Below are 14,817 nucleotides of genomic sequence, written 5' to 3' on the forward strand. Positions count from 1 at the left end.
TAAAATCAACGACTGCAACTCGTATAACCTAAGCACGAAGCACCAGGCACTACTCACAGGCACTAAAAACCCGCTCGGTTTTCCGGGCGGGTTTGCTTGCTTTAGAAGGTTGGCAGTTCCCGGGCCCCGCCTTACCTTTGGCGATATGGAAACCAAAGCCCCCGCACTTGCTCAGGACACTGCGGTGTTCGATCTTATTCGTCAGGAAAAAGAGCGCCAGACGCACGGTATTGAACTCATTGCCTCCGAAAACTATGTCTCGGAGCAGGTGATGCGGGCTCAGGGCTCCATCCTGACCAACAAGTACGCCGAGGGCCTGCCCGGCAAGCGCTACTACGGTGGCTGCGAAATTGTGGACCAGATTGAGCAGCTGGCCATCGACCGGGCCAAGGAGCTGTTCGGAGTGGAATGGGTGAACGTGCAGCCGCATTCCGGCGCCCAGGCCAACGCCGCCGTAATGCTGGCCGTGCTGAACCCCGGCGACAAAATTCTGGGCTTCGACCTTTCGCACGGCGGCCACCTCACCCACGGCTCACCCGTCAACTTCTCGGGCAAGCTCTATCTGCCTTCGTTCTATGGGGTGGAGCCCGAAACCGGCCTTATCGACTGGCAGAAGGTAAAAGAAACCGCCCGCCGCGAGCAGCCCAAGCTCATCATCTGCGGGGCCTCGGCCTACTCCCGCGACTGGGACTACAAAGCCCTGCGCGAAGCGGCCGACGAAGTGGGCGCCCTGCTGCTGGCCGATATTTCCCACCCCTCTGGCCTGATTGCCAAAGGCTTGCTCAACAACCCCTTCGAGCACTGCCACATCGTAACCACCACCACGCACAAAACCCTGCGCGGCCCGCGCGGCGGCCTCATCATGCTGGGCCGGGACTTTGAAAACCCTTTCGGGCTGAAAACCCCCAAAGGCGAGTTGCGGATGATGTCGGCGCTGCTGGACTCGGGCGTATTCCCCGGCACCCAGGGCGGACCGCTGGAGCACGTTATCGGGGCCAAGGCCGTAGCGTTTGGCGAGGCCCTGAGTGATGCATACACGGACTACACCCAGCAGATCATCCGCAACGCCCAGGCGCTGGCCAAGGGCTTTACGGACCGCGGCTACAGCATCATTTCGGGCGGCACCGACAACCACCTCATGCTCATCGACCTGCGCAGCAAAGGCCTCACCGGCAAGCTGGCCGAAAACACGCTCATCAAGGCCGACATCACCATCAACAAAAACATGGTGCCCTTCGACGATAAGTCGCCCTTCGTGACCAGCGGCATGCGCATCGGCTCGGCCGCCGTAACGACGCGGGGCCTGAAGGAGGCTGATATGACGCGCATTGTGGAGTTTATTGACGACGTGCTGATGCACCACGCCGACGAGGCCCACCTGCTACGCGTGCGGGGCCAGGTAAACGAGTGGATGCAGCAGTATCCGCTGTTTGCTTAACCGTGAGATGGTGAGGCGGTGAAATGGTGAGTTTTTCAGCCACCCCCCGGCAGCCAACATCCTGTTGTCTGGGTTTCTCGTTTGTTTGTCCACCGGAATTTGTCTGAACGACAACTCCCTATTCACCATCTCACCATTTTACCTCTTCCTTTGAATACTGAATCATCCCGGCCGGGCACCCAGCAGGAAATGTCTTTCATCGACCACCTGGAGGCCCTGCGCTGGCATATCATCCGGGCGGCCATTGCGGTGGTGGCGTTTGCTACGGTCGCTTTCTTCGCTAAGGACTTCCTGTTTCATGACCTGATTCTCGGGCCTTCGCGTTCCGATTTCTGGACCTACCGCATGTTCTGCCGGTTTGGCCAGTGGATAGGCGCCCCCGAGCTGTGCATGGATAAAATCGGGTTCGTGATTCAGAACCGCGAAATGAGCGGGCAGCTTACTATGCACATCAGCACCTCGTTTACCGTGGGTCTGGTGCTTGGTTTCCCTTACCTGTTCTGGGAATTGTGGCGCTTTATCAAGCCGGGGCTGTACCCGCACGAGCAGGCCAACTCCCGGGGAGCGGTGTTCTTTGTGTCGGTGCTGTTTGCCATCGGGCTGCTGTTTGGCTACTACGTGGCGGCTCCGCTCAGCATCAACTTCCTGGCGGGCTACGTGGTGGATGCCACCATCGAAAACCAGATCGACATGCAGAGCTACCTCAGTACGCTCACCACCATGTCGCTGTCGTGTGCCTTCGTGTTTGAGCTGCCCATGATTGTGTTCTTCCTGGCCAAAGCGGGGCTGATTACCCACGAAATTATGCGCATGTACCGCAAGCACGCCATTGTGGTCATCCTGGTCGTGGCTGCCGTCATCACCCCGCCCGATGTATCGGCCCAGATTATCGTCACCATCCCCATCCTCCTGCTCTACGAGCTCAGCATTCACATTGCCCGCGTGGTGCGCCGCAATAGTACCCGGCGCCTGAACGAACAGCTGGCTCAGAACCAGGGCATCAGTTAATGTGCTGAGGTGGGAAATGTGGGTTAAATGTACTAATGGGAGAAATGTGGTTGAATGTGCTGATTGTCGTTCTTCGTCAGCCCGTTCTCTCTTAATTAGCACCTCAGTACATTCCCCACATTAGCACATTCAAACCCCATTAGCACATTCCCCACATTAGCACATTCGAAAATGAAAACCCTCGCCATTGGGGCCGACCACGCCGGCTTTGCTTACAAGGAAATGCTGAAAACCTGGCTTGCAGAGCAAGGCTACGCGGTGCGTGACTTCGGCACCCACTCTCCCGACTCGGTGGACTACCCCGACTATGTGCATCCGCTGGCCGCAGCCATTACCGGCGGCGAGTTTGAGCAGGGAATTCTGGTATGCGGCTCGGCCAATGGGGTGTGCATCACGGCCAACAAGCACGCGGGCATTCGGGCGGCCATTGCCTGGGAGCCGGAGCTGGCCTCACTGGCGCGGCAGCACAACAACGCCAACGTCATCTGCCTGCCGGCCCGCTTTGTGAGCGAGGAAGCTGCCCGCGCCATCGTAACCCAGTTCTTGGAAACCGACTTTGAAGGTGGCCGCCACCAAACCCGCGTGGATAAGATTAATTGTTAACTGGTGACGATGATTGTCTTGTTGAATGGCTGGACAGTCATGTTAAACAACAGCCTTATACTCCTTTAACAAGACAACCATTTACTTTAACTCATACAGTCCCGGCGTGGCGGTGCGCTGATAGCGCCCGAACACAGCCGGGACTTTGTATTGCAGCTCGGGCATCAGGCGGGCCTGGTCGATGATATAGGTGGGCGGCTGCGGGCCGATGTTGCGCGCCAGCCGAAACACGGCCGCGTACTGGTTGAGGTGGCCAAAATCCGCCTGCGCCAGCTGCCAGTCGAGGTAAGGCGTGGCCAGCTGATTGTGCAGGTACGGGCGCCGGTCGGGGCCGAGCACCAGCAGGCGCTGCTGCTCCAGCTCCGCATACACGGGATTGGGGCGCACGGCATAATTTTCTTCAAGCGGCAGCGGCAGCACATGGTCCAGCTGCAGCACCCCCCGGTAGCGCACCACTTCCACTACGGCCAGCAGCAGGAGCATCAGCAGCCCCGGCACCCAGCTGCGCGTGGATTTTTGCCACAGAAATAAGCTGAAATACGACAGCGGCGGCAGCAGCAGCACCAACGAGCCGGGCGCAATGCCCCGCGTGAGCAGCAGCAGCACCACGGCCTGTACCAGCCATACCAGCATCAGCTGCATAAACTTGGCCTGGAACACCAGCCCCAGCGAAGTGGTGAAGGTGCGGGCCAGCGCCAGCACCAGCACGATGCCGGGCACCACCAGCAGCCGCAGCTGTAGAACGCGCGGGAGGCCATCCTGCGCCGCTGCCAGCCCCTGCAGCATCGGCTTCAGATGAAACTCGCTGAAGCTGGGCAGCGCGTCGGCGTAGAGGTAGAGCGTGGCTACCGCGGCATACGGAAACAGGAAGCCGCACAGCAGCAGCAGAAAGCTGCGAAAGGAGTTGGCCGCGAAGATAATAACGGCAAACAGTGCCACCACCAGGAACAGCGCCAGCGGCAGAAACGATAGGGCCCCCAGCCCAATCAGAAAGCCCGCCCGGAACAGACGCCGGTTGTCGTAGCCCTCCCGCAGTGTGGGCAGCAGGGCACTCAGCGCAAATACGATGCTGGTCTGGCCCAGCAGCAGCGGCGACAGAGTATCCAGATCAGTGGTAACGCTGGCAAGCAACAGGTACGTCAGGGCTGCCACGTAGCCCCGCTCGGGGTGTACGCCGCTATGATTGAGCACAAAGTTGAAGCGCAGGGCCTGCGCTACCAGCGCCGTGAGGGCCAGGATGCGGTACAGCCACAGCGGCCGGGCCGCTACGGCATCGAGCCCGCCCAGAAACCAGGCGACCAGCGGGGCGGTGCTGTCGTACAGGTCGCGGTAGGGCAGCGCGCCGGCGTGCACCCGCTCGCCAACCAGCAGAGCGTGCAGCTCGGCGGGCGTGAGCGGGATTCCCAGCGCGTGCAGGGGCAGGCGCAACGCCAGAATCAGCAGGAGCAGCGCCAGCAGCCGGCTGGGCAGGGTGCTTTTAAAGAACTGGAGCAAGTGGGTTTCTGGGGACTTAGGATCTTAGAGTCTTAGGGGCTTGTCTTTTATGACTGAACCCTCAACCGCAGCAAAGATAGACCGCCCGGCAGTGCCGGCCATTCCCGATTCAGCGGTCAGCCAACAAACCTGTTCCGGCGCAACTCCCTAAGTCCCTATCTTTGCCAGCTCTTATGGAAAGCAAACGACAACAGAAATTTGCCAGCTTGTTGCAGCAGGAGCTGGCCACCGTGTTTCAGCGCGACGTACCCCACCTGTTTACGGGTCTGGCGCCCGGCATCAGCACCATTCGTGTGTCGCCCGACCTGGGCACGGCCCGCGTGTACCTGAGTGCCCTGCTGGCCGGCAGCGGCGAGCAGCTGCTGGAGCAGGTGCGCGACAACGAAAAGGCCATTCGTATGGCCCTGGCTAAGCGCGTGCGCCAGCAGGTGCGCGTGGTGCCGGCCCTGCAGTTCTTCCTCGACGACAGCGCGGCCTACGCCGCCCGCATGGACGAAGTGTTTGGGAGCCTGAGCATCCCGTCTCCCCCTTCCGAAGACGACTCCGACCCTCAGAACCCGCCCAAGCGCCCCCGCCTCTACTCCGACGAAGACGAAAAGTGAGTGAGCGAATGAGTGAATGAGTGAAGTATTTCCTCGGCCACTCCCGCCATCCATCACTCATTCACTCATTTACTCATTCACTTTTACAGTGCATTACGACCCGATCAAGAAAACGCTGGGCCAGGTATTCAACCGCACGCCCTGGCTGCGGCGCGTGTTCTATCACCTGCTCGACTTATTGCTGCTGCGCACCTGGCACGTCCACCGCGAGCTGCGCCAGTGGGCCAAAGGCCGCGCCGATGAGGCTCTCACCATCCTGGATGCCGGCTCCGGCTACGGGCAGTATACGTACTGGCTTTCGGGTTTGAGCCGCAAGTGGCAGATTCTGGCCGTGGATGTAAAGGAAGAGCAGATTGCCGACTCCAACCAGTTTTTCCGCCAGATCGGGCGACCCTACGTGCAGTTTGCGGTGCAGGATCTGGTGCTCTACCAGGAGTCCAACACCTTCGATCTGGCCTTGTCGGTTGACGTGATGGAGCACATTCTGGAAGACGTGGAAGTGTTCCGCAACATTCACGCCTCGCTCAAGGACGGCGGTATGCTGCTCATTTCAACCCCCTCCGACCAGGGCGGCTCCGACGTGCACGGCGACGGCGAATCCAGCTTTATAGAAGAGCACGTGCGCGACGGGTACAATATCCACGAAATCCAGCAGAAGCTGCGTACGGCCGGCTTCGAGCGGATTGAGGCCCGCTACAGCTACGGGGAGCCGGGCCAGGTGTCGTGGCGCCTGAGCATGAAGTATCCCATTCAACTGCTGGGCGTGTCGCGCTGGTTTTTCCTGCTGCTGCCGTTCTACTACGCCGTGGTGTTTCCTTTCTGCCTGCTTTTGAACTGGTTTGACGCCACCCGCATCCACGATTCCGGCACCGGCCTGATTGTGAAGGCCTGGAAGTAGCTGTTTCGGCGCGGCTGGCGTATCTTGGAGCATCTATCAGGCAACCGCCACTTTTGCTATGGCCGACAAGAACGATTTCTCGGAGATTATTACGGATATCCTGCTGGAGCTGCAAAAGCACAGCAGCGTCCTGCGTACCGTGGTAGACGTGCAGGAGCGCATGCTTACGGTGCAGGAGCAAATGCAGCGCACCCAGGAAAAGATTCTGGACCGCCTCGACCGCAACGAAGCCGGCTTCAATGCGTTTGCCGGGACAGTGCTCGACCACCTGGGCGACATCAAATCTGATTTGCGCGGCATCCGTACCACCGTCTTTCAGGACCACGAAGAACGGCTCCGGCGTCTGGAGGACTTCATGCGCCGCGCCGGTTAATCCGTATACAGCTTCACCTCTCGTTTTTCAGCCTCCCCGCGCCCTGCATGAACGTTCCGTTCCTCATTGCCCGGCGTTATTTTCTCTCGAAGAAGAAGCGCAACATCATTAGCATCATCTCCAACATTTCGATGGTGGGGGTAGCCGTAGGCACTATGGCCCTGATTATCGTGCTGTCGGTTTTCAACGGCCTCGAAGACCTGGTCCGCTCGCTCTACGGCAAATCGGACCCGGATCTGAAAATTGCGGCGGTGGCGGGCAAGTCCTTCGAGATGAATGAGCAGTTGCTCAACCGTATCCGCCAAGTGCCGGGCGTGGCCATCGTCACAGAAGTTATTGAGGACAATGCCCTACTGCGCTACCACGACCGCCAGATGGTAGTGAAGATGAAAGGCGTTTCGGAAAATTTCTTTGCCCAAAGCAACATCGACTCGGCCCTGGTACAGGGCGACCACCGCCTGGTGAAAGATGGTGCCGAGTATGCCCTGGTAGGTGCCGGAGTGCAGCACGAACTCAGCATCGCCCTCGACAACCGACTTTCGCCCCTGCAGCTGCTCTACCCGCGCAATACCGGCAAGCGTACTCTGTCCTTCAACCCCGAAACGGCCTTCAACGAGCAGCCCATCCTCGCCGGCGGCGTGTTCCTGATTGAGCAGCAGATCGACGACAGCTATATTTTCGTGCCGCTCAATTTTGCGCAGACCCTGCTTAACTACGGCAGCCGCCGTACCAGCCTAGAGGTGAAAGTAAGTGAGAGCCGTGAAATCGACCAGGTGCAGGAGGAGGTGAAAAAGGCCCTGGGTCCGAAATTCTCGGTGTTCAATTCCGACGAGCAGCACGTGAGCTTGCTCAAGGCCATCAAGGTGGAAAAGATGTTCGTGTTCATCACCTTCGCCTTTATCCTGCTGATTGCCTCGCTCAATATCTTCTTCTCCCTCTCAATGCTGGTGATTGACAAGCGCAAGGACGTAGCCGTACTCCAGGCTATGGGCGCTACCAGCCACACCATCCGCAACATCTTCCTGTTCGAAGGAGCCATTGTAGCCCAGGTAGGTGCCATTACCGGCCTGGTGTTGGGCGTTACCATCTGCTGGCTGCAGCAAACGTTCGGGCTGGTTTCGATGGGTATGGCCACCGCGGTAGTGGATTCTTACCCTGTGAAGATGCAGGCGGCCGATATTGCCCTCACGGGGCTGGCCATTGTGTTCATTACCATTGCGGTGTCCATCCGGCCGGCCCTGGCTGCCTCCCGCCTCGATCTGCGCGACAATCTGTAAAGGCACCAAACCCGGAAACAGTTTTTCTGGCTGGCTCAAATTCCCCACGGATTGGTATATTCCGTGTGGAAAATTATGACTATTTACAGAAAAAACTTTGCTTTACGCTATATTATTCGGTATATGGCATTTGTTCTTACTTTCGATGCCGCATTAGGCGATTATTATGAAAGTCTCCACGGCGCAGCCATTTCAAATAGTATACTCCCTGTTGGAGCATGAGTTCCTGGGGTATCTGTTTGAGTCATACGTGGTACAGCGCAATGCCCGCGGCCAGCTCACCCTTCAGCACCAGAGTGTATCGGCCAAAAACGCCGCCGAGTTTGCCGATGGTCTCGACCCCGCCGACTTCGAAATCATTGCCCTGACGGACCAGATTCAGCAGGAAGCCGTTATCAAAGAGTTCTGGCCCAAGAAAATCAATACCGCCGACTTCTTCTTCAAGATCTACGACCCCGATAAAGGCGACAAAGCCCTGCAGGACCGCATCTGTCAGTACGTGCAGCACCGTATGGCCCAGATTCTGGCGCGGCTGGCGGGCAAGTGCGTGTTCATCATGGGCAAGGACGGCGAGCCTACCTGGCGCGAAATCCAACTGGCGCCAGAGCGGGCCTCGGTGCTGTTCCATTTCCGCCGCAACGAAGACAACACCCACTACTTCCCCACCATCCAGTACCAGGGCCAGCGCCTTGACTTTCAGTTCAAGGATGCCGTGCTGGTGTGCTCCCAGCCGGCTTGGCTGCTGCTGGATGGCGTACTTTACAGCTTCCGCAACGACGTAGACGGCCGCAAGCTGCAGCCCTTCCTGCGCAAAAAGTTTATCGTGATTCCGCGGCAGGTGGAGGAAAGCTACTTCCAACGCTTCGTGGCTCCGCTGGTAGAGTCGTTTGATGTACACGCCCGTGGCTTCGATATCCGCTCGGAGCGCTACGTGGGCAAGCCCCACCTCACGTTTTCGGACGTACCGGGGCCCGAAGTGGTGCTGGAAGAGCGGCCCGTGGCCGCCCGCGCCGCCGGCCGCAGCCGCGTAGCCACCGAGAGTGGAGGCGTAGCCACGCTGGTCGCGCCGGCCGAGCACATCCACTTCGATTTGTCTTTCTGCTACGGCGGCCACACGGTGCACCACAGCTTCGATAAGCGGGTGTGCGTGAAGCTGGAAAAAACCAACGGCAACTACATCTTCCACCGGCTTATCCGCAACCTCGACCACGAGCAGGAAATCATTGGGGAGCTGCGGCAGCGGGCCCTGGAGGTACGCAATGGCCGGGCCGTGCTCGAAAAAGCTACTGCTTTCCGCTGGCTGCACAGCCACGCCGAGGATCTGGAGCGCTTGGGCTTCACGGTGGAGCAGGGTACGCATTCGGGCAAAGACTACTTTATCGGGGCCGTGACGGTGCAGGTGGGCATTACCGAAACCAGTGACTGGTTTGACGTACATGGCACCGTGCGCTTTGGCGACTACGAAATTCCGTTTATCCGGCTGCGGCCTTACATTCTTAACCGCCGTCACGAGTTCCGGCTGCCCAACGGGCAGATTGCCATCATTCCCGAAGAGTGGTTTACGGAGTACCTGGAGCTGTTTGCTTTTGCCGAGGAGCACCACCACTCGCTCACGCTCAAAAAACACCATGTAGCCCTCATCAGCGACCTGCAGAACGGCAACCTGGCTACCGTGACCATGAGCCGCAAGCTGGAAAAGCTGCGCGACTTTGAGGCCGTGGAAGACCAACCCATTCCCGTTGGTTTCCGGGGCGAGCTGCGCCCGTATCAGAAGGCTGGCTACAACTGGCTCCATTTCGTGCAGCAGTATCGTTTCGGGGGCTGCCTGGCCGATGATATGGGCCTTGGTAAAACCATTCAGACGCTGGCCATGCTCCTGCACCGCAAGGAAAGCGGGGCGGCGGGCGGGGCCGCTTCGTTGCTGGTGATGCCTACTTCTCTGGTGTATAACTGGATGGCCGAGGCGTTCAAGTTCACACCTGGGCTACGCCTGCTGATTTATACCGGCACCTACCGCGACAAGAACGTGGAGCAGTTTGCCGAGTACGACCTGGTCTTAACCAGCTACGGCATCGTACGCCTCGATGCGGACCTGCTCAAAACCTACCACTTCGACTACGTGATTCTGGATGAGTCACAGGCCATCAAGAACCCCGGCTCCACTACTTCTCAGGCGGTACGCCGCCTCAACTCCCGCCACCGGCTGATCCTGACCGGCACGCCGGTGGAAAACAGCACCATGGACCTCTGGTCGCAGATGTCGTTCATCAATCCGGGGTTGCTGGGGTCACAGGCGTTTTTCCGCAAGGAGTTTCTTAAGCCTATCGAGAAGGAAAAGGACGAGCAGAAAACCAAGCGCCTGCACTTGCTCATCAAGCCCTTTATTCTGCGGCGCCACAAGGCGCAGGTGGCCCGTGAGCTGCCCGAGAAAATTGAGCACCTGAGCTACTGCACCATGACGGAGGAGCAGGCCCAGTGCTACGAGGAAACCAAGAGCTTCTACCGCAACAAGATTCTGCAGAACATTGAGGAGCACGGCACGGCCGGCACCCAGTTTATGCTGCTGCAGGGCCTCACCAAGCTGCGCCAGATTGCCAACCACCCCCGCATGGCCGACGAAAGCTACGAGGCCGAGTCGGGCAAGCTGCGTGAAGTGGTGCGCATGATTCGGAGTGTAATAGCCGAGGGCCACAAGGTGCTCGTTTTTAGCCAGTTTGTGAAGCACCTGGACCTGGTGCGTGCCTCCCTGGATGAAAAGCAGATCAAGTACGCCTACCTCGACGGCAACACCCGCGACCGGCACCAGGAGGTGCAGCGCTTCCAGGAGACGGAAAGCCTGCGCGTCTTCCTGATTTCCCTGAAAGCAGGCGGCGTAGGCCTCAACCTCACCGCCGCCGATTATGTGTTCATCCTCGACCCGTGGTGGAACCCAGCTGTGGAAGCCCAGGCCGTTGACCGCGCCCACCGCATCGGGCAGCAGCGCACCGTGTTCACCTACAAGTTCATCAGCAAGAATACCGTAGAGGAGAAGATTCTGGCACTGCAGCGCAAGAAAATTCAACTCGTCACCGATTTGATTACCACGGACGAGGCCATCATCAAAAGCCTCACGAAGGAAGATATTGAGGAGCTGCTGGGATAAACAACCAGCCATCCTCCAGCATGGGACTTTTCACGCCAGCCTTCCTGTAGCCAGCCATGCACCTCCTTCTCCGCAATCACGTAGCCGCGTCGCCGGCCCAGGTCTGGCAGGGCTTTACCCGGGCGTTGTTTCTAGCGCTGGCTCCCCCGTTTCCGCCCATGCGCCTGCTCCGCTTCGATGGCTGCCAGCGCGGCAACGAAGTGCAGATTGAGTTGGGAGCGGGTCCGCTCCGGGTCCGCTGGACCTCGCTCATTACCGAACACGGCACGCTGCCCGACGGCACGTACTATTTCGTGGATGAGGGGCAGCAGCTACCCGCGCCGCTACGCTCCTGGCGCCACCGCCACCTGCTGCAGCCCGCGCCGGACGGCGGCACTTTCATTGTGGAGGATATTACTTACCGTACGCTGTTTACTGGTCTCGATGTATTACTGTACCCGGTGATGTGGACGCAGTTTGCGGTGCGCGGCCCCGTATACCGCCGCTGGTTTGGGAAGCCTACCGCTGGCTGATAATGGCGGCTGCCGGGAATGATGGCCGGGTCCCGGCAGCGTAGTTGGGCTGGTTGCCGTACAAGCCGGGTGTCTACCCGGTATCTTGCCGTCCCTCCGCTTTTCTATATGTTCAACTCTCCTTTTCTGGCCTGCGGCTTGCGCCATTTGGTTGCGCGGCGCGTAAGTGCGTTGGTCTGCGGCTTGGCGCTGGCAGGCTGTGCTGGCTCTCACCCGTCGTATCAGTTTCAACCTGTTGTTCAGGGTGTAATTTTATCTGATACGCTGCTCGCAGCTAGTAGCCCGGCCTCTGTTTCGTCCCCAAGGGCTGTACCTGGCACCGAGCCAGCTAGCCTTGTGCCACCGCCACGGCAGAAAACGCAGCTATGCCAACCCACTCGCCGCCCGCGCTACCAGCACATGATGGCCGTGCGCCAGATGGCAGCAAATCACCCGATACTGGCCCGCTCCGCTGCCCAAGTTGCAAAGAAGCCCCAAAAGAGGCCGCAACAGGCACAGGAAGTGGGCCTGGGCACTACCGTGCTGGGCGTATTAGGCTTGATCGTACTACCTATCAGCCTCATTGGCCTACTGATCTGGGGCGGGCCTGTCTGGGCAGTGCTGGCCGGGCTGGCTGCATTAGCCGTACTCATTGCTTGGCTGGACCCTTTTGCTTAGCCTTTGGTGAGCAATTATTACTTAGGGTGAAGTACGCTCTCATCATTGCGCTAGCTACAAAATCCGCGGAATCCGTTGAAATCCGTGCCCATCCGTGGTCTACCTTTGTAGCCCATTCATTTGTTTTTCCGCTGCCTGCCATGCCTGCTGCCTCCGTTACGCTCAAACCCGGTAAAGACCAATCCCTTCGTCGCCTGCACCCGTGGGTATTTTCCGGGGCCATCGGACGCATGCAGGGCGAAGTGGTAGAGGGTGAGCTGGTAGCTGTGCACGCGGCGGGTGGTGAGTTGCTGGGGGTGGGCCATTATGCGCCCGGCTCTATTGCAGTGCGCATGCTGTCTTTCGGGCCCGAGGCGCAGTGGCCCGATGCGGCGTTCTGGAAAGAAAAAATTCGTAATGCCTACCAGCTTCGTCAGGGCCTGGGCCTGACTGGCACCGGCAACACCAACGTGTACCGTCTGGCTCACGCCGAGGGCGACGGTATGCCCGGCCTGATCATCGATGTATACGGCGACACGGCCGTGGTGCAAACCCACAGCGCCGGTATGTATAAGGCCCGGCCCCTGATTGCGCAGGCACTCCAGGCCGTAATTCCCGGGCTGCGGGCCATCTATGATAAAAGCGCCGAAACTGTGCCCGCCAAGGCCGCACCTGGAGCACAGAATGGCTACCTCTTTGGGGAAGGCAGCGGGCAGGAGCATATTGTGCAGGAAAACGGCCACCCTTTCGCGGTTGACTGGGAAACGGGCCAGAAAACGGGCTTCTTCATCGACCAGCGCGACAACCGCAGCCTGCTGGCCCGCTATGCGCCCGGCCGCCGGGTGCTCAACACATTCTGCTATACCGGTGGCTTCAGTTCCTACGCTCTCATGGCCGGGGCCGAGCTGGTTCACTCCGTCGATTCCAGTAAAAAGGCTATCGAGCTTACGGAGCGCAACGCCGCCCTTACCGGACACCAGGACCGTCACGAGGCTTATGCCCAGGATGTATTCAGCTTCCTGAAGGACCGCCACAACCAGTACGACCTTATTGTGCTGGACCCACCAGCTTTTGCCAAGCACCTCTCGGCCCGCCACAACGCCCTGATGGGCTACAAGCGACTGAATGTGGCTGGTCTGCGGCAGATTGCGCCCGGGGGACTGCTGTTCACCTTCAGTTGCTCGCAGGTGGTAAGCATGGAGTTGTTCGAGGGTGCCATCCTCGCCGCAGCCATTGAAGCCGGGCGGCCTGCCCGCATCCTGCACCGCCTCACCCAGCCTGCCGACCATCCGGTAAGCCTCTTCCATCCCGAAGGCGAGTACCTGAAAGGCTTGGTATTGGCAGTGGAGTAGGCTAGCAAATCCGTTCGAAAAACCGTATCGTTGAGTACTGGGTAGGTTTAATAGCCCCTTGCCCAGTTCACGTATGCGCCGTTTCTCTGGCTGGGTAGTTGTTTCAGTGTTACTATTGACTTCCTGTGAGCAGCAACGCCCCGTCAGCCAAGCGCCTTCGGCCGCTGTAGTGCCACCTGATAGCACCTATAGCGTTGTACTACAACCTTCACCTGTGGCCCCACCTCCAGCGTCCGATACAACGGACGTTAGCCGCGTCAGATTCGGCTACCGTATAGGTCACGACACCACTTTCTATAGCGGCCCGCAAAAGTATCGGCTTCTCTTGCGGGCCGAAACTGACTCCACCAAGCCGCTGGTCACTACCACTCAGGGCACAGTAGGTCCGGCCTTCGCTGATGATACCAGTAGTTTCGCCAAAACCGGCCGGGTGCGTGGGTATCAGGGTCACGTAGCTATTACTCTCTTCGACGCAGCAGGAAAGCAGGTATTTCACCGAAAAGTGCGCAAAGAAGAGTTATATAGCGTTGCCAGCCGCGACGTAGTAACGGTAAGCGAATTGGTGCCGCCCATGTTTGTGGGCGTCCATGCTCCCAGCCAGACGCTGGTATTCAGCCTGGATATCGGCATTCCGTACAGTGACGTCTGGCAGCGCTGTGTGTTGGTGCTGGGTTTCAATGGCCAAGTGAAACGCTTAGCGACCAGTTATTCCTCCAACTGGGATGCCCCGGATTGTGAGCCGCGCCTGCTCCCGGACGGCACACTGCTTACCTGCGAGGCCTTGGTGTCGCCTGATGGTCGACAGGTGAGCTTAGTTAAGCCCAAAGCGCAGTTGCTGGCTGCCTTCCCGCTGACGGATTCCACGTTTTACCTGCTTTACCGATACGGGCAATACCGTCCTCAACTGAGCGTAGATACAACAGAAACCTTAAATGAATTCGCAATAACCGCCGCTTTCAACGACCCTGCTTGGGCTGAAGACCCACATATGAAAAATAAGCCTAACGCCTTCATCATTAACCGCCGTGGCAACGTGCGCAAGACTTTCAGGTATACTGGCGTTAGCGGAGCAATAGGCTTTGACGTACCGCGCTTCTATTTACCCCAAACACACACCTATTATTTTTTAATGGAGTCTGGGGGCTTGCAAACCATCGATAAGCACAATGCGCATCAAGTAACGACCATTCCTTTGGCGCGGCTGCAGACTTTCCGCAAACCATCCAAGCCCACGGAGGCGCGCATTGTACTTAATAATTATGCCTTCTACATTGATACGCTGCGGCCTAAACAAGTCCGCTACCAAAAGCTACCACCACGTTATATCGATTAACGCCCGCCCCTACCGCCAGGCACATAACGACAGCGCCCCCGCATCGGCCTCCGGGTTGGGGAGGGGGTGACACGGGGGCGCTGAGCGAAGATAGGGTTGGCGGCGACCGACTCTCCCACCGGTGAAGGCAGTACCATAGGCGCAACGGG

12 protein-coding genes are annotated in these 14,817 nt (G+C 58.8%); 11 read left to right on the forward strand and 1 reads right to left on the reverse strand.

Annotated elements, in window-relative coordinates:
* The first annotated feature begins 145 nt into the window (after nt 1-145).
* The 3 genes from I5L79_RS22590 to rpiB all read left to right on the forward strand — a co-directional run bounded on the left by I5L79_RS22590 (nt 146) and on the right by rpiB (nt 3,049).
* The gene (locus I5L79_RS22590; RefSeq protein ID WP_196957367.1) at nt 146-1,438 is read left to right on the forward strand and encodes a serine hydroxymethyltransferase; all 1,293 of its coding nucleotides are present in this window, start codon (nt 146-148) and stop codon (nt 1,436-1,438) included.
* Between the two features lie 150 nt (nt 1,439-1,588).
* Nucleotides 1,589-2,446 (forward strand): twin-arginine translocase subunit TatC, encoded by an 858-nt coding sequence (gene tatC, locus I5L79_RS22595; protein WP_231403274.1) that lies wholly within the window; start codon nt 1,589-1,591, stop codon nt 2,444-2,446.
* A 171-nt stretch (nt 2,447-2,617) separates the two neighbouring features.
* Nucleotides 2,618-3,049 (forward strand): ribose 5-phosphate isomerase B, encoded by a 432-nt coding sequence (gene rpiB, locus I5L79_RS22600; protein ID WP_196957368.1) that lies wholly within the window; start codon nt 2,618-2,620, stop codon nt 3,047-3,049.
* Between the two features lie 81 nt (nt 3,050-3,130).
* Here the strand turns inward: rpiB and I5L79_RS22605 are convergent, their stop codons facing one another.
* A complete protein-coding gene (locus I5L79_RS22605; RefSeq protein WP_196957369.1) occupies nt 3,131-4,543 on the reverse strand; it encodes a hypothetical protein in 1,413 nt (470 codons plus the stop codon).
* A 173-nt stretch (nt 4,544-4,716) separates the two neighbouring features.
* Here I5L79_RS22605 and I5L79_RS22610 point away from each other — a divergent pair, with 173 nt between their 5' ends.
* The 8 genes from I5L79_RS22610 (at nt 4,717) to I5L79_RS22645 (ending at nt 14,668) form a co-directional block, all read left to right on the forward strand.
* The gene (locus I5L79_RS22610) at nt 4,717-5,145 is read left to right on the forward strand and encodes a ribosome-binding factor A (RefSeq protein ID WP_196957370.1); all 429 of its coding nucleotides are present in this window, start codon (nt 4,717-4,719) and stop codon (nt 5,143-5,145) included.
* Nucleotides 5,146-5,233: 88 nt separating this feature from the next.
* Nucleotides 5,234-6,043 (forward strand): class I SAM-dependent methyltransferase, encoded by an 810-nt coding sequence (locus I5L79_RS22615; RefSeq protein ID WP_196957371.1) that lies wholly within the window; start codon nt 5,234-5,236, stop codon nt 6,041-6,043.
* Between the two features lie 58 nt (nt 6,044-6,101).
* Complete coding sequence (locus tag I5L79_RS22620) at nt 6,102-6,416, forward strand: hypothetical protein (protein ID WP_196957372.1); 315 nt, start codon at nt 6,102-6,104, stop codon at nt 6,414-6,416.
* 47 nt (nt 6,417-6,463) lie between these two features.
* Nucleotides 6,464-7,693 carry an ABC transporter permease gene (locus I5L79_RS22625; RefSeq protein ID WP_196957373.1) on the forward strand — a complete coding sequence of 410 codons (1,230 nt, stop codon included), beginning with the start codon at nt 6,464-6,466 and terminating at the stop codon, nt 7,691-7,693.
* A 166-nt stretch (nt 7,694-7,859) separates the two neighbouring features.
* Entirely contained in the window at nt 7,860-10,835 is a 2,976-nt protein-coding gene (locus tag I5L79_RS22630) for a DEAD/DEAH box helicase (RefSeq protein ID WP_196957374.1), read from the forward strand.
* 56 nt (nt 10,836-10,891) lie between these two features.
* Nucleotides 10,892-11,347, forward strand: coding sequence for an SRPBCC family protein (locus I5L79_RS22635; RefSeq protein WP_196957375.1), 456 nt, complete (start codon nt 10,892-10,894; stop codon nt 11,345-11,347).
* A 797-nt stretch (nt 11,348-12,144) separates the two neighbouring features.
* Nucleotides 12,145-13,335, forward strand: coding sequence for a class I SAM-dependent rRNA methyltransferase (locus I5L79_RS22640; protein ID WP_196957376.1), 1,191 nt, complete (start codon nt 12,145-12,147; stop codon nt 13,333-13,335).
* A 73-nt stretch (nt 13,336-13,408) separates the two neighbouring features.
* Complete coding sequence (locus I5L79_RS22645; RefSeq protein ID WP_196957377.1) at nt 13,409-14,668, forward strand: hypothetical protein; 1,260 nt, start codon at nt 13,409-13,411, stop codon at nt 14,666-14,668.
* The last annotated feature ends 149 nt before the right edge of the window (nt 14,669-14,817 follow it).

The organism is Hymenobacter guriensis (assembly GCF_015773195.1).
In the GTDB taxonomy this organism is placed as follows: Bacteria; Bacteroidota; Bacteroidia; order Cytophagales; family Hymenobacteraceae; genus Hymenobacter; species Hymenobacter guriensis.

What these genes read in the sequence shown, in the direction of transcription:
- I5L79_RS22610 (WP_196957370.1), top strand. Translation starts at nt 4,717, where the DNA reads ATGGAAAGCAAACGACAACAGAAATTTGCCAGCTTGTTGCAGCAGGAG.
- I5L79_RS22630 (WP_196957374.1), top strand. Translation starts at nt 7,860, where the DNA reads ATGAAAGTCTCCACGGCGCAGCCATTTCAAATAGTATACTCCCTGTTG.
- rpiB (WP_196957368.1), top strand. Translation starts at nt 2,618, where the DNA reads ATGAAAACCCTCGCCATTGGGGCCGACCACGCCGGCTTTGCTTACAAG.
- I5L79_RS22645 (WP_196957377.1), top strand. Translation starts at nt 13,409, where the DNA reads ATGCGCCGTTTCTCTGGCTGGGTAGTTGTTTCAGTGTTACTATTGACT.
- I5L79_RS22640 (WP_196957376.1), top strand. Translation starts at nt 12,145, where the DNA reads ATGCCTGCTGCCTCCGTTACGCTCAAACCCGGTAAAGACCAATCCCTT.
- I5L79_RS22635 (WP_196957375.1), top strand. Translation starts at nt 10,892, where the DNA reads ATGCACCTCCTTCTCCGCAATCACGTAGCCGCGTCGCCGGCCCAGGTC.
- I5L79_RS22590 (WP_196957367.1), top strand. Translation starts at nt 146, where the DNA reads ATGGAAACCAAAGCCCCCGCACTTGCTCAGGACACTGCGGTGTTCGAT.
- I5L79_RS22625 (WP_196957373.1), top strand. Translation starts at nt 6,464, where the DNA reads ATGAACGTTCCGTTCCTCATTGCCCGGCGTTATTTTCTCTCGAAGAAG.
- I5L79_RS22620 (WP_196957372.1), top strand. Translation starts at nt 6,102, where the DNA reads ATGGCCGACAAGAACGATTTCTCGGAGATTATTACGGATATCCTGCTG.